Raw genomic sequence first — 21,324 nt, 5'->3', positions numbered from 1 at the left:
ATTAATTTTGCTTGCTTTTAAATTCCTCGCGATACTTTGAAAATTTTTCATAAAGCCCACCTAATGGCAACAATACCCAACCAGGATGTTTTGCTAAATTCCTCAAGCCTTGTTCAGAAATTTCTTCTAAATTATCAAGATGCAAAGAATCAGAATCTTGTTCTGGATCTCCAACATGTTCGCCCAAATATAATGCTGCTTTATCAGATAATTTTTTTATGTCAGACAAAAACAAAATACCTCTTACTTTTGCCAAATGTTTGGCAGATTCATCAGATAAAAATGTCACTTTATCAAGATGCAAATCCATTGGCAAATCAACAAAATGAGCTGCAATATCAGGTGGTATATAAGTCATTTCTTTATAAGACCTTAATAGCGCATCTTGATTATCATCTTCTATTGCCTTCCAAATCTTTATATCAGCTTTCAAATCAGAAATTCTATTTATCTCTTCAGTAGTCATTTGTTCGCCATAAAAATTATATTTAATCCTTCCTAACGCCTCTCGCAAATTCAAAATGTCCTCACCAATAATTTTTTCATCACCTTCAATTTTACCAGCCAAATCATTTGCTAATTTTACAACTTCTCTACTTTGTTCATTATCAACAATTTCAAAACCAGGCTCTTCACTTTTCTTTTCAGGAGTTTCAACATCTTTTATCTTTTCTAAACTTTCTTGAAAATTTTCTGGCATAATAATTATATTAGAGAGTGATTAGAGAAATCAATTAGAGATTTTATTAGAGAGAATTTATTATCTCTTTTACATTTGGTGCACAATCTTCTGGCAAATTATTAATATCAATCCATTTCCATTCTCTAATATCCTTGCCAGGTTTTACATCTCCAATTCTTTCCGCCAAAAAATGTACTAAAACAACATAGCTCTCTTTTTCATTTGGCTTTGGAATTAACATCGTCTTTAATGGCTTTACAATTTTCACATCAATTCCCATTTCTTCTTTGACTTCTCTATTTGCAGAATCTTCTAAAAAATTATTCCAATCTTTGAAATCAAAATTTTCAACCTTGCCTCCAGGAAATTTCCAGAAATTATCATCTCCATGCTTATTTAATAGCACTTTATTATTTTCAATAATAACTGGACCAGATGCAATAATTATTTTTTCCATAAATTTTTATAAATTATACTTTATTATACCAAATAATATCTATAAATAAAATTAAACAAAAAAATAGGAGCAGAAATTTCTGCCCCTAGATATTCGAGATCGCATTCGATAGTAGTTATTAGAGATAACATTCGAGAAAGGTTACTTCAATCCAATTGCAAAATACTGTGTCTTTTTTGGAAAATGAGTAAAATATTTTACAATCATTTTCTTGTTTTTCTTAATTAATTTTGCATCAGTAAAAACAGAAGTTATTTTTTTCCAAGAAGTTTTTTTATTTCTATACTTCAAAGTTAAATTAGCTTTTGAAGCTGCTGAATTTTTCTTTTTTAAAGCTTTAAATAATTTCTTTGTATATTTAAATGTAACTTTTACTTTAAATTTCTGTGAAGATTTTTTTGCTTTATATTTATTCAAATTAGTTGTCAATTTCCAATATCTTTTCAAGGCAGTTTTTTTAGCACTCTTCCATTTTCTTGGATAGGCATTATATTTCTGCCAAGTCATCCAATACGCATTATTCTTTGTTAATTTGTTCGGTAAATTCTTGAAAAATATATTCAAACTTTGACCAGCAATTGTCTGTTCATCCAAAGCTGATCTCAAAGTTATTTGCTCGCCAGCTATTAATTTATTTTCAGAAATAATTCTCCACTCTTCCATTGTATAATCACGCCACCAAACCTTGGCTGGAAGATCTACATAACCACCAACATAAAAACCATTCGTACCTAACAACATTGTCCAAGCTGCTGTATGATCATCTGCCTGACCCAAAATCTCGCTGTTCCACGTATTATTTGAAAAAGTCCAAACCGTAGCTGTGTGGGCTACATCATCATCATAACCACTAGCATAGACAATATCGCCTAAAAATAACAGTTTATTGACTGCACTATTTGTACCAGTTACCGGCAACGACATATCCTGCCAGCTGTTATTTCCGCCCTTCCATACTTTCGCAGTTTGGGTAATAAAATCAAAATCAGATCCTCCAAGATAAAAGGCTCCATCATCCATCTGCAACATTGAATAAACAAAAGATCCGCCTAAATTTCCAGTTACATTATTCCAACCAACCCCAGTATACTGCCAAATTCTAGAATTAAATTTTAATTGCGGTTCATTATAATATGTACCGCTGGCATAAATTGATCCATCTCGCGCCTGCATTAAATCATCAACTCGATATCCAACCAAGTTGCTATCAGTTATATCTGTCCAAACACTACCATTATATTGCCAAACTTTTGCGAAGTAATTAATATAGTCAACTGTATAATCACCACCTGCATAGATAGTTCCATCAGCAGCTTGCATTAAAGCAAGAACTTCATAGGCATCTAAATTTGAAGTAACGTCATTCCAAGATCCATTTGTATAATTCCATACTGCTGGAACATAACCATTATCAACACCAGAAACATACAATGTTCCATCTAAAGCTTCAATTATATTACCAACATTTGCCCCTGATAAATTACCTGTAATATCAGTCCAATTACTATTTGAATACTTCCAAATTTTTGCATGTTGCACTAATAACTCATCATAATAATTTCCACACGCATAAATTGATCCATCAGTTGCCTGTACTAAATCGCTAATTTCTGTCCCATTCAAACTACCTGTTATATCTGTCCAAGCTAGAGTTGTCTTAGCAAAACCAATACAACTGATTGCTAGGCTTGCACAAAAAACAAGTCCAAATAATAATTTTTTCATTTTTGTTTTTAATAAATAATATTAAATATATTATGACATAAATTAAAAAAGCCGTAAACGAAATTATTTACGGCTTAGCATTATCAACGACTCTATTTCAATCCAATTGCAAAATAGTTTGTCTTTTTAGGAAAATGAGTAAAATATTTTACAATCATTTTCTTATTCTTTTTAACTAATTTTGCATCAGTAAAAACAGAAGTCACAGTTTTCCAAGAAGTTTTTTTATTTCTATACTTCAAAGTCAAATTTGATTTTGTAGCTAATGAATTTTTCTTTTTTAAAGCATTAAATAATTTTTTAGTATATTTGAAAGTCACTTTTACTTTAAATTTCTGTGAAGATTTTTTAGCTTTGTATTTATTCAAATTCGTAGTTAACTTCCAATATCTTTTTAAAGCAGTCTTTTTAACATTCTTCCATTTTTTTGGATATGCATTAAATCTTTGCCATTGCATATAATACGCGCTATTTTTTGTTAATTTGTTTGGAAGCTTTGTAAAATTAAGAATAAGATCTTGACCAGAAATAGTTTGAGTATTTAATTCTGGAAGTAATGTCACTTCATCGCCATTTTCTAAATTATTCTCTTCAATCAAGCGCCATTCTTCTGTTGTATATGAGCGGGTCCATACTTTTGCCAAAGAAGCTTGGTCGCCACCAGCATATAAACCGTCAGAAGCAAACAATAAAGATCTTACATCTGTATGATAATCTGTAGATATCCCTAAAACATCTCCACTCCAAACACCATTAGAATAAGTCCATATTTTCGCTTCATGGCCAGAATCTGTAGGTTCATAACCTCCAACGTAAACAATATCACCCAATGTTTGTAAATCATAAACACCTCCAACGATATTAGTCATTAAACCTGCATTATTCCACATTCCATTATCATACCTATAAACACCGCCAAATTGTCCAGAACCAAGATCAAAATTACCGCCAGCAAAGATCAATCCACTTTTTGTTTGAGCTAAAGTATACACTGAACCTTCGCTTAAATTAGAAGAAATATCGTTCCAACTATTATCAGAATATTTCCATACTTTTGCATTATCAACATCATAACCACCAGCATAAATTGAACCATCAAAAAATTGTTTTAAAGAATAAATTTCCGTTCCAGTCAAAGTACCTGTTATATCGCTCCAAATATTATTTGAATATTTCCAAACTCGTGCAAAAAAATCAGAACCATTTTCTGTCATAGTTCCACCTGCATAAATCGAGCCATCGGATGCCAACATTAAAGAATTGATTATATATCCACTAATATCACTAGTTACATCAGTCCAAACGCCATTTGCATATTTCCAAACTCTTGCATGAAAAAGATTATATTGTCCGCCAGCATAAATTGATCCATCTGATGTCTGTATTAAAGTTTGGACTCCTGATCCAACAATATCGCCAGTTATATCTATCCAAGATCCATTTGTGTATCGCCATACTTTTGCTAACTCTCCATCATTATATGTACCACTAGCATAAATTGATCCATCAGATGCATATAACAAATCCGTTACCGATGAACCAGATATTGCGCCAGTAATATCTGTCCAAGCCAATGTCATTTTTGCAAAGCCTAGAAAAGCCAAAATCATGCTCGCAAAAAATACAACTCCCAATAATACTTTTTTTCGCATTTTTGTTTTCCTTTGTCCGCCGACTTGTCTGCCGAAGCTTCAGCGAAGGCAGAAGCTCCTCAGAGCGAAGGCGGAACTTGTCCACCGAAGCTTCCGCAGAAGCGAAGGTGGATGTTTTATTTATTTATAAAAATTTATTTTATTTTATCTAACATCTTTATAATTACTTCTAAAGGCAAACCTCCGCATAAATTATTATAGCTTCCAGAAATTCGATCGCAAAAAGTTGAACTATAATATTTTGAAGCATTAAATCCAGAAGCATAAGTACAATAATTTTTATCTTGATCAAGATATTTATTTATTTCAAAATCAGAAATTTGTCTAAAATATATTTTTGTTGAAACAACTTTTTTCAAACTTTTATTTTTTTCAATATTAATTATAAAAATTCCAGTCACAAAATACCATGAACTTCCTGAAAGTTTTTTTAACATTTTAAAAGCATCTTTTCTTGAAACTGGCTTTTCTAATATCTTTCCGGATGCATATCCAATCGAATCAAATCCAATTACAATTCCTGTTTTATTTTTCTTGGCAATTGTTAAAGCTTTTCTTTTTGCTAATTCTATAACTAATTTTTTAGGATCACTTGGTCGATCAGAAAAATTCTCATCAACATCACTTTTTTCAGCACGAAAATTCAATCCTAAATTACTGAATAACTGTTGTCTATATGGCGAGCCAGTTGCCAAAATTATTTCATCCATAATTTTTAGTTACTAGTTACAAATTCCTAGTTACTTTTTACAATTCCTAGTTCACGAAACTTGAACACCCAAGCTAATAGAATAAATACTCCTGCTCCTCCAACAAATGCAACGCTTGCTTGCAATAATATTCCAATAAATGTTTCCATATCAACAAAATTCGCCATAATAATTAATAAACAATAACAAACTATTCCAGAAATGATTGTTAAAAAAGAAGTCTTTAAAATACTTTTTATAATTTCCGAATCTCCCAAATCACCAAGCCGATATCTCAATACTACAAACAATAATAACATATTTATCAATGCTGCAAAAGAAAACGCTAAAGCCAATCCTAATACACCAAAATATTTTGATAATATTAATCCGCCAGCAATATTTGTTATCATTGAAACTATACTAATAAAAACTGGAGTCTTTGCATCTTGCATCGAATAAAAAGACCTGACTAAAAGAGGAATTAATGCTTGAGCAAACAAACTTAAAGTAAAAAGTCCTAAAGATTGCGCTGTTAAATATGTATCTTCCCAATCAAATTTTCCAGAACCTAAAACTAACCTAACAATTTGCGCGCGCATCAACAGCATAAAAACAGAAATTGGAATTACAAAAAACATAATTTTCGAAAATGCAAAAGAGAAAGTATTTTTAAACAACATTGATTTTTTTAACGAAACTGCTTCAGCTAATTTTGGAAAAGCAGCAAGACCAATTGATATTCCGAATACTCCGACTGGAAAATATTGCAAATTGCTCGCAAAATTAAAAATAGTAATACTGCCGACTGAAATTAATGATGCAATTACTGTAATTACCCAAAGATTTATCTGTGTCATTGCAAGACCCATAATTGATGGAATCATTAAATTTACAACTCTCTGAACACCCTTATGCGTATAATCAAAAATGAATTTATAACGATAACCTAATTTATAAATACTTGGCAGTTGAACAATAAAATGCAAAAATGCGCCAATTACAACACCATAAGCTATTCCTTTTATACCATAAGGATCAACTAAAAACCAAGCTCCAAAAATAATTCCTAAATTATACATTATTGGAGCTAAAGCATAAAAAAAGAATCTTTTATATGAAGTTAAAATCGCACCAGCGATATTCGAAAATCCAAAAAATATCGGCGACAAAAGCATGATTCGAGTTAATTGTGCAGTTAACTCTTTTTCAGATCCGCTAAATCCAGGCGCAATCAAAAACATCAAATGAGGCGCAAAAATAAATATAATCGCGCAAATTACAATCGTAATTCCTAGAATAATATTCAGTAACGAATTAGCCAAATGCCATGCTTCTTTTTGTTTTTTTTGTGATAAATAATCAACAAAAATTGGAATAAATGCCGAAGATAATGCGCCTAAAATCAACAAATTAAAAATAAAATCTGGAATTCTAAATGCTGCATAATATGCATCCAAATCTCTGCCTGCACCAAATTGTTCAGCAAATAATCTATCTCTAACCAAACCTAAAAAGCGCGATAAAAAAGAAGAGATACCTAAAATCAACGCGCCTGATATAAAATATTTTTTATACTTTTCAAACAATTTCATAAAAATTACAAATTACAAGCACCAAATTCCAAACAAACTACAAATCCCAAATTACAAAAACAAAAAGTTTGTGACTTGTGGTTTGTAATTTGTTTGGAATTTGGAATTTGTAGCTTTACTAACTATTTCACAAATACCACTGCATATGCTTTATCTTTATTCAAATTTGTCCTATATTGCAATCCATCAGAAACTTCAGTCAACATATTATCAGAAGAATATTTCCAATTAACATAATAATCTATTGGATATTTCAAAATACTTGTTGTTTCAAACGCTTTTGTACCTGGTTGTTTTTGAAAAAACATTGCATAAGAAGTCGCTGCATCTTGACCAGTCTTTTGCACTTTAAAAGGTAATCTATATTTTATCACCATTGTTTTTGCTTGACCACATTCGATACCAATCCAATTTGCAAAAACAGTCTTACCGCCTTCTTCCATAATTCTAATTCCATTTTCATTATTAACTTTTGTATTATTTTCAATATTTGAAATCAAAGGATCAGGGTTAGAACCTTCTTCTAACGGTCGAAGAACTCCCCAAAATTCTTTATCAAAACCTCGAGCTTCAATCATCTCGCTTCCTAGTGGAACATAAAATCTCATATAAGCCATATTCTTAACACTAGTCCACATATCATTTGGATCGCCATTATGAATTCTTGTTACTGTTATTGTATCAATCACTGAACCATCATCTTGAATTTCTGCTTCATGAAAAATATTTTGGTCAATAACATCATCTGTTTTTCCTCCGCCAATATTTGTTATAACAGTTGATAAATAATCTTTGCTTGGATTCTTTATCTCGCCAGTCCAATTAAATTCTTTTACAAAATTTTCTAGTTTTTCATCATTAAAATACATCATAATATCTTTCTGATCAAGCATCTTATACATCACATTTGCAGTTTCCAACCATTTATCCTTGCTTAAATTTGACAATCTGTCAAGGAATACTGGAAAAAGATCTGCCAAAAATTTCTTTGGTTCATTTTCTTGTTTGTCATAATCATATTCCACTTCAAACTGCGTTTTATCAAAAAAATTATCAGCATTGACTGCTGTTCCATATTCTGGCATATCAATTTCGCCTGTTACTCCTAACAAAGCTTCCATCACATTACCTGTAACTGTAAAAACGCCATCAACTGTAGGCCCGCCTGATTTTTCATACATTGACATTACTTTTTTTGCTGACATTGGAAAATCTAAAAACCAATTAGAATCTCTCAAAAATAATTTAACTTGAATCAATCGTAATGGCTCTGGAGCAATTATTTTTTCCATTAAATTTCCATCCAAATTATATGGACCTTCTATTTTAATATTTTTTATCTTACCAGAATCAATATCAACTAAAGCATATGTTCCCATAAATCCGCCAGTAGGTCTTAATTCCCTATTGTTTTCAAATAATACTAAATATCTTTTTGCGCCCTTATGTCCAAGCATTTGCAAAAAATTATCAGAATAAGAAGTCAAAGTTTTTAAATCAGAACTAATCGTTGGCAAATTATCTTTAATTGTTGCAATTTTTGGCGCTACATCAGAAGGCAAATCAGAAACTTTTACATTCTTTAAATCTGAGTTAGCAGCATCTAATTTTCCAATTGCTAAATTCAAATTATTCGTTGCTTCAGATAATAATTCTGTTAAAGTAGTTTTTTGGTTATTGCTATTTTCATCACTAGGCAAGCTAATAAAACTGCCTAAATCATTAAAAGGAGTTACTGCTGATGATAAATATTCTCCAGCTTGTGATAAATTAGCGCCAGCTGACAGCAAATTATCGCCTGATCTAACAGCTGATGCGCCAGGCATAATTTTTAGAACTGAAGTCAAAACTTCGCCATATTGATTCAAATCTTTTTGCGCATTCAAAAATCTATCTCCAGCCACGCCAAATTTATAAGATGCCATTTCAAAATCCTTGCTTGTCGCTGAATTAGTTGCTGATCCCATATATTGATAAGCAACCATTGCATCGCTTAATATTTTTGATTTTGTATTTTTTGCTTGAGAACTAAAAAAATCTAAACCCTTAATTCCAGACATTAAAATAGCGCAAACCAGAACAAAAAAGATTAATGAGAATCTAAAACTCTTGCCAAATCTATTTTTAAATAATAATAAATAATCAACTTTTGGTTTTTGCTGTTCTTGAAAACTTTTTCTTTGCTGTTCAATTAATTTTCTCTCTTCTTTTTCTTGTTGTTCTAATTGCAATCTTAATTCTAATTCTTGCTTTTCGGCTATTTTTCTAAGTCTCAATTCTTCCTGTCTTGCTTTCAATTCTAATTCCAATCTTTGCTTTTCCAAAATTCTTTCTTTGTCCGCCGTAGCTCTAGCAAGAGCGAAGGCGGATTCTTTTTTTAATTTTAGTTGTTGTTTTTGTAATAATATTTTTTCTTGTAATGCCTTTTTCTCCTCTAACTTTTTACGTTTAGCTTCCTGTTTTGCTAAAAGCCATAATTTTTTTGCTTCTCTTTTTTCTAATTCTTTTTTTAATTTTATATTTTGCTGTTCTAAAATTCTTGCTTTCTTTAATTCCTGTTCTTTCTGTTGTTTTTCTAATTTTATTCTTTTAATCTCAGCTATTTTTGCATTTCTTATTTTTTTCTTTTCTGCTTGTCTTTGCAACCAATTCTTGCTAAAAGACATTTTTTTTACTTTTGGTTTTTCATCCTTAATCACTAACGGTTTAGCAACAATTTCTGCTTGAGGTAAAACAACGGGCTTCACTTGATCTTCATGCTGAACTAAAATTTGCTCATCATTTTTTTCTTGAACTTTAGGTTTCTGTAATTCTTGTATTTGTATTTGTTCTACTGCTTTTTCTGCACCTACCTGATCAACAAGTAAGTTAGCTTCCTCATTTTCCGCATTAGTTTCCGCATTTTCTGCGTTCGCTTCTGCGTTTTCTACGTTCGCTTCTGCGTTTTTCTGCGATGATCTTAGATTAATCAAATCTTTCTCTAATCTCTGCTTTTCTTCAAGTTTTCTTGCTTTTCCAATTTCACGCAAATCTAAAACTGCCGGACCATTATTAAAATCCGCTACATCACCAATAATTCTAAATTTGTTTTTGTTTATCATGAATCTCGAATTTGCACTATTCTAGCACAAATCACACAAATACACAGATATTCATTAGTGAAATTTGTGCTTCATTTGTGTCTATTCGCGAATTTATAATAACATATTTTTATCAAAAAAAATAGAGCATGAATAATGCTCCAACTTTATAACCTTATAACTTTATAAACTCTCGTACACATCTAACGTTTCTTTTGCACATCTTTCCCAACTATATTTTTTCACTTGCTCTAAGCCCTTACTCTTCATTTCTTCCTTTAAAATATTATCATTAATAACATTTAAAATGACATCAGCAATATCTTTCTCTATTTTTGGATCAAAATATTGCGCTGCATCTCCCAAAATTTCTGGCAAACAAGAAGTTTTTGAAGTTACAACTGGCAAACCATAGCTCATTGCTTCAAGAGGTGGCAAACCAAAACCCTCAATAAAAGATGGAAAAACATATAAAGATGCATTTTGATATAAAGTAGCAAGATCGCTATCTTTAGCAAAACCATAAAAAACAACTTGGTTAGAATCTAGCAATCCTAACTCTTTTGCTAAATCTTGTAATCTTTGATAAAAATAATCATTTTTTCCAACTAAAACAAGCTGATAATCAAAATTATCTTTTCTTAAATTTTTAAAAACTTTCAATAATCTTTCAAGATTTTTATGCGGATATGCATTGCCAACATACAATAGATAATTCTTTTCAATCTTATGCATTCTTAAAAAATCTTTATTTATCACTTCTTTTTCTGGATGAATTTTCTCGCAAGCTTCATATGTTACCACAATTTTATCATCATCTAAATCAAAATGCTCTATTAATCTTTTTTTAGTATATTCGGAAACTGTTATTACTTTTTTTGCTTTTTTAACTGCAGAGCTAATAACTTTTTTATAAGCCATATTTTTTAAGGCATATTTTATCGGTCCAAGCGTAGTTGTTCTTTTTGTTGGAAAATCAAGCAGAATCAAATCATGAATTGTTACTACAAAATCGCCTTTATAAAATAATGGAACATTAAAATGCGGAAAATGGACTAAATCAAAATTACCTTTTTTCAAAACTTTTGGCATATTTCTTTGCTCATTTAATGTATACCATTTAAAATCAGCCAATTCTTTTTTAAAATTTTTGTTTTCAACTATATAATAATCAAAATTTTCTTTACGCAAAAAAATAGTATAATCATTTTTCTGATCAACTTTTTCTAAATATTTTATTAATTTTTCAGTATAACGCCCAAGGCCTTTTCCAAAGGGACCAAAGAAACGAGCGTCAATTGCAATTCGCATAGAAAATTTCTAATTTCTAATTTTCAATTTCTATTAAAGGGTTACTACCCGTTAAAAGCTCCTTAATGTCGCTTTTAACTCTAATTAACTAATTTTTAAACCTTTGACGAAAGCGTTTAGAAATTAATGCATTAAAAATTTAATAGAAATTAGAAATTGAAAATTAAAAATTCATCAACTATTTAACATTTCGAATACCTTAAGCGTCTCCCTCGCACAATTCTGCCAATTAAACTTAACAACTTGTTTTTGCCCTTCAGCAATCAAATATTTACGCAACTTTTCATCAGAAAGTCCTTGCTTCATTGCTTCAAAGATTTCATTAACATTATATGGATCAACTAAAATCGCTGCTTTTTCACAAACTTCAGATAATGATCCAACATTAGAAGTTACAACTGGACAATTGCAAGCCATTGCTTCAAGGGGCGGAAAACCAAATCCTTCATAAAAAGACGGATAAACAAACAATTTTGCTAAACTGTACAAAGCAGATTTATCTTTTTCATCAACATATCCTAAAAACATTATATCATTTTTAAATTTACTTTGCTCATAAATTTTATTCACTCTTTTTTCTAACCAGCCAGAAGAACCAGCAACAACAAGTTTCAAATTTTGAAAATTATTTGTTATTTGTAATTTGTAGTCAGTTTGTTTTTTTGTTTTATTGTTTTCTTGTTTTTTAAGTAACTCAAAGGCTTCAATCAATCCCACAATATTTTTCCTTGGCTCCATTGCTCCAAGAAACAACACAAAATTATCCGACAAATTATATTTATTTTTAATATCTAGTTTCCTGTTTTCTGTTTCCTGTTGTCTATTCTCTATGCCCGAATATACAACATGCACTTTATCTTTAGAAACACCATATTTATTAATCAAATCATTCGCCGTCGACTCCGAAACACAAATTACAGCATCGGATTTCTTAATCTTTTTTTTCGGTCCAACAATATTATGCCAAAATCTCCGCTTCATTGAATAAAATCGTCTAAAATAATCAAATGACAAATCATGAATTGTTGTTACAAATTTACAATTAGGAGAAATGGCTGAAAACAAAATATTTGGCGCAAAAAAAATATCCAAATCTTTGATCAAACTATCGATCTTTGGATATTTCAACAACCAGAAACTAGTATTCAAAACCTTATTAGGATAATTAAATTTGCAAACTTTGACGTTAGGAAATTTTTCAAATTCACTGACATCCAAACTATTTTTTTTATAAGCATTACAAAATAGTTTGTATTGATTTTTAGAATCTATAACAAACAAATTGCGCATTAAATTAATCAGATATTGCTGTACTCCGCTTCTTTTCCCTTCCATTAATGATCTTATATCGATACCGATTATCATACTTAAATAAAATTAGATGGAAAAAGAAACACCCAAAATACCACTGAAATTAACAAGAAACGCAGTACGCACTCCCGCACCACCAGCACTACAGCGACCAACATCAACCAAGCGGCCATCTGATGAAAGCTTAGCGGTTCTTGTATAATTATTTCCTAGAAAACTTTTCTGCATTGCATGCAAGAATATCACTTGCAAAGGATCCATTCTGTAATTTTGGTTAATTTTAAGTTCTGATAATTGTCTGGCTGCATCCTTCACGTCAGTTAGTTGTAACTGTCTTAAAGCATCTAGTTTTCCATTCCAAGCCTCGGCTAATTCTTCAGTAGTTGCTAAGTTATTTACTGTTAAAAATTCTCGCAAAATTCTAGTTTCATCAAAAGCATCATGATTATATGAACCTTCAATATTTCCACGACTAACTAGTTTCCATTCTAATTTTTTAGCTGAATCTGAAATAAAAAATGGCTCTTCAACTTTAGCATACCAACTTTCAGTAACATCACCGACAAACAATTTTCCTAAACCTCGTCTTGTCATTTCAGGCTGAAATCTTTCATTCAAACTTTTCATTGTTACCGGCATGCCATCTTTGAATTTATCAGGAAAAAGAAATAGCTGAAATTTTTCTCGCAATTCTTCTTTTGGTGTTCTTCTGATTAAATCTTTGATTTGCGGATCATCTAATTTCTCTCGCAACATCTGATTGATCTTCTCTTTTTCTTCAGGAGTATATTCAAATAACTTTTCAACATTTCCATTCTCATCTTGAACTGTAAAATGAGCTTCTATTTCATCTGGTCCCATATATCCTTCGCCAAACAATCTTTTTGCTTCAACTTTTGGATCTGATTCAACCATTTTTTCTAATGCTTCTCTTAATTTCAACACTTGATCAAGCAAAACTGGCTTGTCTCTTTCTATTGCTTTTGCAATTTCATTTGCTTCTGTAACAAACTGTTCTGAATATTCTGTTTTTTCAAATTCAAAACCTGGAGTTTCTTTTACTTCTCCAGGTTCTTTAATATCTGCAAATTGCGAAGTCTCAACAGATCTCTCCATAAAATTCAGTTACTAGTTACTTATTACTAGTTACTTTCATCTCTAAAATACTCCCACAAAAATGCTAATCCAATGCCCACAAATAATCCAGCCACAAGTCCAATCAAAGTCAACATTAATGGACTATATTTTACTTCTGTAATTATTGGATCTTCAGAAATCACATCAAAAGCATTTTTCTGTTCATTTGTTACTTCCAAATTTGCAACTTTATTTTTCATAACAGACACAGTTGCTTTTGATAATTTTTCCAAATCTTGCCTATTTTTATTAGTTAATCTCATTTCTACTTGATGAGCAGAAACTTGTTTTGGTTTAAATTTCTTTGCATCTTTATAAATATCATCAGGAGTAACATTTGCTGTTGTATAAATTTCCTGAACAATATTTGGAGTTTGCAACCATCCAGCAACAGTATTAGAAACAATTTCTACAGCCTTGCCAGCATAATAATTATCATATTGATAATCAACTGTTGCCTCTTTGTTCACTCTATGAAAAGACATTGAAATATTTGAACTAAAAGATTGAGGCTTTACATAAGCATAAATCAACGCTGCCAAACCGCACAAAACAATACACGCAATTATTGTAAATTTGTGCCTTAAAACTACTTGAATATAATTCTTTGGATTCATAATTATTTTTTAATTTATTTTATAATAATTTTCTCTGCTATCTTTAAATTCTCGATAAGAATCAAAAATATATTTTTCAATTCTATCTTTAAATAATTTAATATCAAAATCCAAAGCTCTTTTTCTAATTTCTTCTGGATTAAAATTTTTCGAATCAAAATCACGAACTGCATCAACTAAACTCCAAGGCGATTGATCTTCAAATAGAATACCGCTCTTACCAGGAATTACAGTTTCCACTGCTCCGCCTTTTTTATAAGCAATTACTGGTCTACCAGATGCCATTGCTTCCAGAGCTGTAATACCAAAATCTTCTTCTTGCGGATGAATAAACGCCTTGCATCTTGAAAGATAATAAGCTTTTTCTTTATCAGAAACTGGACCTAAAAATTCAATATTATCATTTGCCATTTTCTTTAAAGTTTCTAATTCTTCTCCTGTGCCGATTACTTTCAAAGGCAAACGCAATGCATTAAAAGCTTCAACAACTAAATCAACTCGCTTGTATGGACGAAGTCTAGAGACAACCAAAAAATAATCATCAATGTCATTAGAAATATAATATTTGTCTGTTTCAACTGGCGGATAAATAATATCACTTTTTCTTTTATAATATTTTTCAATTCTTTCTGAAACAGTTTTGGAATTTGCAATCATTTTATCAACTCTCAAAGCTGCCAATTGATCCCAAGTCCTAATTTTTTGCAATACTAAAGGCAACATTTTTTTGATAACACCTGGTTGTTTTATTTCTTCAGTATAGCTGTGCGTATCATTCCAAAGATATCTTGTTGGTGAATGAACATAGCTAATATGCAAAGTCTCTGGTCGAACAATCACGCCTTTTGAAAAAGCAGAACAATCAGATAAAACAATATCATATTTAGAAAAATCAAATTGCTCAATTGCTGCCGGCATCATTGAAATATACCATTTGTATTGTTTGACACCAAAAGGCAAACGTTGAATAAAAGACGTCTTAATATTTAAGTGCTTAAAAACACCCCGAGTTTCTTTTTCATCGTAGGTAATTGTATAGACAGGAGCTCTCGGAAAAATTTCATGAAAAATTTCCAAAACTTTTTCAGCTCCACCAACTTGATTTAAAAAATCATGTACTAAAGCGACCTTCATAAATTAAAATTCTAATTTCTAAACTCTAAATTCTAAATAAATTCAAAACATAAAACCTAAATTTCAAAACCCAACTCTTTGAATTTTAATATTTGGATTTTTGATTTGTTTAGAGTTTAGGATTTAGAATTCAGGATTTCGCACTACGCTGCTCCATGCATTGTTATAACAATAATAATTGTTTTTAAAAAAATCTGTAAATCTAATAACAATGACCAATCTTCAATATAATAAGTATCTAATCTAACTTCTTCATTAAAACTAAGATCTGAAGCTCCAGAAACTTGAGCCATTCCAGTCATTCCAGGTTTTATTTCCAAAACTCTTCTTTGATGTTTTGTATATTTTTCAACCTCTTGTGGCTCATGCGGTCTTGGACCGATTAAGCTCATTTCATTGCAAACAACATTCATCAATTGCGGTAATTCATCAATTCTTGTTTTTCTCAAAATTCTGCCAACCCTGGTAACTCGAGGATCATCCTTCATCTTAAATAATGGACCCTTTCTATCACTATATTTTAATAATTCCTTTTTCATTTTATGCGCATTTTTAACCATTGACCTGAATTTAAAAATATAGAATTCTCCATCTTTTTTAACACGCTTCAATCTCACAAACACTGGACCTCGTGAATCAATTTTTATAATTAATGCGACTAAAAAAAATATTGGCGATAAAATAATCAATAAAATTAATGCTAAAATAAAATCAATTATTCTTTTTATAATTCTACCCCATCCATCCAAAGGAGTTCTCCTTAAATATACAATCGGTACGCCATAAAAAGTTTCAACATCAATATTCGTTGCTTGAGTTCCAAAAAGATCTGGAGCATATTTAAAATCAATTTTTCTTTCATCAGCAAAATCAATCAAAGATAATACTTGGCCTTTTGGTAATTTTGGATCTATCTGAATAATTTCATCAATGCCTTTTCGTTGAGAAATTCTTTCCAATGTTCCTTCAACTGTTTCATCAAAACTTTTTATTCTTGCCACCACTTTATAGCCAGAATATTTTTTTTCGGTTAAATATTTAACTATGCTTTGACTGATTGAATTAAGACCAACTAAAACTACTCGATGAACGCCAATGTTGAATCTATAAAGCCATTTTTGAAAAATTTTTACAAATTGTCTTGCAATAACAACATAGACAATACTGAACAACCATACAAATAAAACAATGAAACGCGACCCAAATAATTCTTGTGAAAAAAACAAATATGCAAATATTGCTGCCATGCCAGTTGAAACTGCAACAAAAACTAAATATAAATCATCAACAAATCTTCTTTTCTTTTTTACATCATATAATCCCAAAAAGGCAAAAATTATTAACCAAGCCAAAGCAATAATAGAAACAAATACTATAAATTTTGCAAACGGCATATCAAATTTTACTTCTCGAAGATCTACAAAGTAAGAAGTGAATCTCAAAAAATAAGCTGAAACAGCAGCCAATAATAACATTAAAAAGTCAAGTGGTACTAATGCCGCAGTAAAAAATAATTCAGATCGTTTCATTTATAGAAAATAGTTAATGAAAAATAGAAAATAGAAAATACTGTTTTCTGTTTCCTGTTTACTAACATTATTCTAACCCAAAAATAAAAAAAACTCAACAAAACATGTTGGGTTGTTTATAACTTCTTGTCTACCGAAGTCCCTCAAGACGTAGGCAGATTAAAATGACTCAAGTAAGTCTATAAGCCAGGTTCTGTAGAATCTCTAATAGGCACAAATTTATCACGAATTTCACAAATAGTTATTCGTGCTATTTGTGCTAAATTAGTGCAAATTAGAGATTCAGTGATTATCTCTCTGGATTGTCAATTGCTTGACAATTCATGCCCCAGTTTATATTGGGTTGCATCAGGTAGAGTTTACCCCATTGCCATGTCACCATGACAATCTGTGGTCTTTTACACCACTCTTTTCACCTTTTCCAGTTCCCTAATTACTAGTTTCCTAGTTACTAGTTCCCCGGTAGTTTACGTCTCTGTGGCACTGGTCCTAGCTTCGAAACAACTATCAACTATTAGCTATAAACTATTAGCAGTTAGCAATTTCTTATACTTGGTTCCATTTCGGAACTACCACGAAATTGGAAGTTGGATATGGGATATGAGAAAATGAGAATTTTTCTTTTCCCATTTCCCATTTCTCACATCCAACCTCCAAATGATGCCCGGACTTTCCTCTCCGCACATAATTTTTGCAAACCATGTACAGAGCAATCACTCAACTTACTTGAGTCATATCAACATAACAAAAAAATACATTTTTGTCAATGTATTTATATAAGCTCAAATAAGCCAAAAAACAATTTAACAATGAAACAATTTAGCAATGTCAGATTTCAGATTGTTAACCAGTCTAACAAATCTAACTAGTCTAACTTTTTTTTGCTTTATCCAATGCCAAATTAACAAGACGATCCGCTTCTTTATTTTTCTCGCGAGGAATATGCGTAAATTTCACACTTTCAAAATTTTTAATTAATCCTTGGACAACTGTAAATAAAGGTTTCATATTTTCATTCTTAACTTTGTACTGTCCTTTCATCTGTTTTACAACTAATTCACTATCCAAATAACAATGAACAGATTTTGCTTTATAATTCTGCGCTTCTTGCAAACCAACAATCAACGCATTATATTCCGCTTGATTATTTGTTGCTTCACCAATATATTCAGAAACTTTTTCAACTGCCAAACCATCAGAATTATAAATCACCACTCCAATTGCTGCATTGCCAGGATTTCCTCTGGATCCGCCATCAGTATAAATATCTAATTCTTTAGTTTTCTTACTATCAATATAATCTGTTGTTGCCATAAAAAAATATAATTAACTTAATGTTTTTTGATTTTGAACCTGCACTTTTAAATCTTGTACTTTAACTTTTAATTTTTCTAAATCAACAGCCAAAACATCAACATCTTCTTGTTCAACTTTTGATAATCCACCAATTTTTTGTTCTAAATAATCAATTTTTCTTCAACTACAATCAATTTTTGCTTCAAATATTCGATATCTTCTTTCATTTCAGAAATATCTGTCTCTATTTTTGAAAGTCTTATTTTCATTTCAGAAACATCTGTCTCTATTTTTGAAATACTTGTTTTCATTACTGAAATATCTTGCTCGATGTTTTCAAATCTTTTATCAACATGTTCAAAACCTTTTTGAACCATAATTGCAAAAGAATCAAACTTTTTATCAAATTTTTTGTCTAAATTATTAATCTTTTTATCTAGTCTTTTTTCCAAACCATTAGCGCTTTTATTTATCAAGCCAGCTATTGATTTTAGATCTGTTTTAGTTAACATTTTATTTTAATAAATAATTCACAAAAAATATTCCTATATATCAACAATAAAACAATTTAACAATTTTAACAATAAAAAAACAGACTATTTTTTTAGCCTGTTTTAGTATTCTTAATTTCTTATTCAAAATCAAAATCTTGGCTATCCGATGTTTCAGAATTTGTTAATTTAGATAATGTATTTTTCTCTGCAATTACGAATTTAATCTTTTTCAAAGTTCTAAAGTAAAATGATGGCGCAAATGGTCTATTTTTTGTTTTGACATCAAGTGGATTTGGAACAGGATTTTTCGGTTGTCTAACTAAATAATTTCTAATCTTAAATTTTAGAGTATGAGTTGTTTTGTTTTGATAAATTCTGTATGGTCCTCGCCAAATACCATCTCGATCTTTAATAAATAATCTTAGATTCTTTTCTTTGATGTTAGTCTTGTTTAATTTTGTTTTAGAATATCTAACAGAGACTCTAAAATTAATATGCTTATTAACATTTTTTTGATAAGCTTTTTTTACTGTACCAATATTTGATAATAGTTTTAAATAACCTGGATAACTATTCTTTTTTGTAAAACCATTAAGGTGTTTCTTCTTGTTTCTGATTAATTTAATATATAGATCTTTGATTACTTTTTGTTTAGGAAGAAGATAGAAAAGAAGATCTGCATTGTTTTGTTGACTTTGATAGGTTTGATTTAGAATTACGTTTTCTAAATTAAGTTTTTCAATGAAAGGAATAAATGGAGCTTCAGTATTAATAATATATTCTTCAGTTTTTACACTTTCGGAATTTCCAACATTATCAACTGAAAAAAATTTAAGAACTGATGTTTCAGAAATTGTGATTGGCAAAGAATAGACTAACGATAAAATTGTTGGATCTGTGCCATCTAATGTGTAATATGTTGTTGCTGCTTCATCTGTTGTCAAAGTAACTACTTGAACGCTATCGTATGTTCCACCAGCTGGAGTAGCAGTTGTTACTGGTGATTCTGTGTCAATAACATAAACTTCTGTTTTTACTGATTCTTGGTTATCAACAACATCAACTGAAAAGAATTTTAAAGTAGTATTAGAAGAAATATCTAGAGGAACAGTATATTCAGGTGAGCTTGTAGTTGGATCTGTCCCGTCAATTGTGTAATATGTTTTATTACATCCTTGTCCGCTACCATCATCACAAGATAAAGTTACTGTTTTAAAACTGTTATATATTCCCCCTAATGGAAGAGCAGTTGTAACTGGAGCATCACTATCTAATGCATCGGCAATTGCTTGTGCTATTTGAGAATTTCCTGCTTGATTAAAATGTACTCCCGACTCATCATAAGCGAGTTGTATATCCCAAAGATTTCCAACATCACCACCTGCACGAAACTGCCCCACATAAGTACTCGCATCAACAACTATAGCCTTTGAATATCCTGATGACAAAGTAACTAATGATGCGTTCCAATCATCTCTAGTTTGCATTTGAATATTTGTTCCATCTGTCCAAGGTAAGATTTTCAAAATTATTATTGTTGTTATATCATCATCTGCTTGTACCGCATCCAACATGCTCGTCCAATTTGCAATAAAAACAGACTTATCTACACTTCCAGCTAAATCATTTACTCCTCCTTCAACTACTATAAATCTAGGTTTTAAATTTAATGCATCATTGGTAAAACGAGCAGATATGTTAGAAGTTGTCTGTGAACCAATACCCATATTTTGATAAGTATATCCTGTAAGATTACTAAATTGTTTCTCAATAGTAGAACTAATATCTGTTGTTGCTGTAGTTTCTAAGAAACTATAATTAGCAGGATGACCAGCCACAATAGAATCACCGATAAAAACACCCTGTGGCGCTTGCATATATAATTCTAGTGGAATAGCATATCCTGATAGTTTAGAATTTGCCAACCAATTATAATTAGTATCACTAGGCGTCGTCGAAGTATAGTATAGATTGACTCCGGTCAAACCACTTCTTGCATACATTGACCCAGTATCACCATTCATCGAAATTACAATTCCATAATAATCTCCTTCTTGAACATTGGAGATAGGAGAAGATAAAGTGATCTCATTAACTTGATTTTTTGTAATTGAAGAATAAAAATTTTCCGATTCTCCTACTAAATCAAAATTTGTTCCATTTGGTCTCCATATTTGAATTTGAAAAAAAGTAAATGTTCCATTAGAGTTTGGTACCCAGACCTTAGCTTTACTAATGGTTCCATTCTGCCGAATTCTGTATTTTTGACCGCCGTTTAACCAATAACGTTTAGCAACTCCATCGCCTACTCCATCACCTATATTTTTTACTCCACTTGTTGGTGCAGTATCATAAGGACCCACAACAACTAAATCAGAATTTGGTGTATAGGGTGGATAAGCAAACGTTATTTTACCAAAACAAAAACAAACCCCCAAAACAAAAAAAAGACTCAAAAGAATCTTGTATTTTGAAATACTAAAAAATTTTACCTTTCCATTAAGCCCCCCCCCTCGTACTTTTTTGTTTATTTTTGTATTAAAAAAATACATATTTGTTTTAATTATACCAATTTTAGATAATCTAAGTATACCATATCTAGAATAAAATATTAT

General features: G+C 30.7%; 16 protein-coding genes and 1 other RNA gene. All 17 read right to left on the bottom strand.

From position 1 onward, the window contains the following. Nucleotide 1: 1 nt before the first annotated feature. The 17 genes from WC663_04880 to WC663_04800 all read right to left on the bottom strand — a co-directional run bounded on the left by WC663_04880 (nt 2) and on the right by WC663_04800 (nt 21,261). Nucleotides 2–700, bottom strand: coding sequence for a hypothetical protein (locus WC663_04880; protein MFA6296665.1), 699 nt, complete (start codon nt 698–700; stop codon nt 2–4). Between the two features lie 46 nt (nt 701–746). Further along, nucleotides 747–1,139 carry an NUDIX domain-containing protein gene (locus WC663_04875; GenBank protein ID MFA6296664.1) on the bottom strand — a complete coding sequence of 131 codons (393 nt, stop codon included), beginning with the start codon at nt 1,137–1,139 and terminating at the stop codon, nt 747–749. Between the two features lie 141 nt (nt 1,140–1,280). Then, nucleotides 1,281–2,864 (bottom strand): hypothetical protein, encoded by a 1,584-nt coding sequence (locus WC663_04870; protein ID MFA6296663.1) that lies wholly within the window; start codon nt 2,862–2,864, stop codon nt 1,281–1,283. Nucleotides 2,865–2,956: 92 nt separating this feature from the next. After that, nucleotides 2,957–4,516: a WD40 repeat domain-containing protein gene (locus WC663_04865; protein ID MFA6296662.1), complete on the bottom strand. Its 1,560-nt coding sequence runs from the start codon at nt 4,514–4,516 to the stop codon at nt 2,957–2,959. Nucleotides 4,517–4,650: 134 nt separating this feature from the next. Further along, on the bottom strand, nt 4,651–5,226 hold the full coding sequence (locus WC663_04860; protein ID MFA6296661.1) for a Maf family nucleotide pyrophosphatase: 576 nt from the start codon (nt 5,224–5,226) through the stop codon (nt 4,651–4,653). A 26-nt stretch (nt 5,227–5,252) separates the two neighbouring features. Further along, nucleotides 5,253–6,800: a murein biosynthesis integral membrane protein MurJ gene (gene murJ, locus WC663_04855; GenBank protein ID MFA6296660.1), complete on the bottom strand. Its 1,548-nt coding sequence runs from the start codon at nt 6,798–6,800 to the stop codon at nt 5,253–5,255. A 122-nt stretch (nt 6,801–6,922) separates the two neighbouring features. Further along, nucleotides 6,923–9,901: a DUF4012 domain-containing protein gene (locus WC663_04850; GenBank protein ID MFA6296659.1), complete on the bottom strand. Its 2,979-nt coding sequence runs from the start codon at nt 9,899–9,901 to the stop codon at nt 6,923–6,925. Between the two features lie 162 nt (nt 9,902–10,063). Next, nucleotides 10,064–11,191, bottom strand: coding sequence for a glycosyltransferase family 1 protein (locus tag WC663_04845; GenBank protein MFA6296658.1), 1,128 nt, complete (start codon nt 11,189–11,191; stop codon nt 10,064–10,066). 174 nt (nt 11,192–11,365) lie between these two features. After that, entirely contained in the window at nt 11,366–12,556 is a 1,191-nt protein-coding gene (locus tag WC663_04840; protein MFA6296657.1) for a glycosyltransferase family 1 protein, read from the bottom strand. Between the two features lie 12 nt (nt 12,557–12,568). Then, nucleotides 12,569–13,618 (bottom strand): hypothetical protein, encoded by a 1,050-nt coding sequence (locus tag WC663_04835; GenBank protein MFA6296656.1) that lies wholly within the window; start codon nt 13,616–13,618, stop codon nt 12,569–12,571. A 26-nt stretch (nt 13,619–13,644) separates the two neighbouring features. Next, entirely contained in the window at nt 13,645–14,256 is a 612-nt protein-coding gene (locus WC663_04830) for a Wzz/FepE/Etk N-terminal domain-containing protein (protein MFA6296655.1), read from the bottom strand. A gap of 9 nt (nt 14,257–14,265) precedes the next feature. Beyond that, nucleotides 14,266–15,390, bottom strand: a complete 1,125-nt coding sequence (locus WC663_04825; protein MFA6296654.1) for a glycosyltransferase — start codon at nt 15,388–15,390, stop codon at nt 14,266–14,268. 143 nt (nt 15,391–15,533) lie between these two features. Beyond that, the gene (locus WC663_04820; protein MFA6296653.1) at nt 15,534–16,919 is read right to left on the bottom strand and encodes a sugar transferase; all 1,386 of its coding nucleotides are present in this window, start codon (nt 16,917–16,919) and stop codon (nt 15,534–15,536) included. 166 nt (nt 16,920–17,085) lie between these two features. Next, an RNA gene (gene rnpB, locus WC663_04815) (RNase P RNA component class A) lies at nt 17,086–17,648 on the bottom strand. A 141-nt stretch (nt 17,649–17,789) separates the two neighbouring features. Next, complete coding sequence (locus WC663_04810; GenBank protein MFA6296652.1) at nt 17,790–18,233, bottom strand: ribonuclease HI family protein; 444 nt, start codon at nt 18,231–18,233, stop codon at nt 17,790–17,792. 143 nt (nt 18,234–18,376) lie between these two features. After that, nucleotides 18,377–18,727 (bottom strand): hypothetical protein, encoded by a 351-nt coding sequence (locus WC663_04805; GenBank protein MFA6296651.1) that lies wholly within the window; start codon nt 18,725–18,727, stop codon nt 18,377–18,379. Between the two features lie 119 nt (nt 18,728–18,846). Then, nucleotides 18,847–21,261, bottom strand: coding sequence for a chitobiase/beta-hexosaminidase C-terminal domain-containing protein (locus WC663_04800; GenBank protein MFA6296650.1), 2,415 nt, complete (start codon nt 21,259–21,261; stop codon nt 18,847–18,849). Nucleotides 21,262–21,324 lie beyond the last annotated feature (63 nt).

This window comes from Patescibacteria group bacterium (genome assembly GCA_041662665.1).
In the GTDB taxonomy this organism is placed as follows: Bacteria; Patescibacteriota; JABMPQ01; order JABMPQ01; family JAQVVF01; genus JAQVVF01.
The sequence above is the reverse complement of the archived record's forward strand: the minus strand, read 5'-3'. Positions and strand labels throughout refer to the sequence as shown.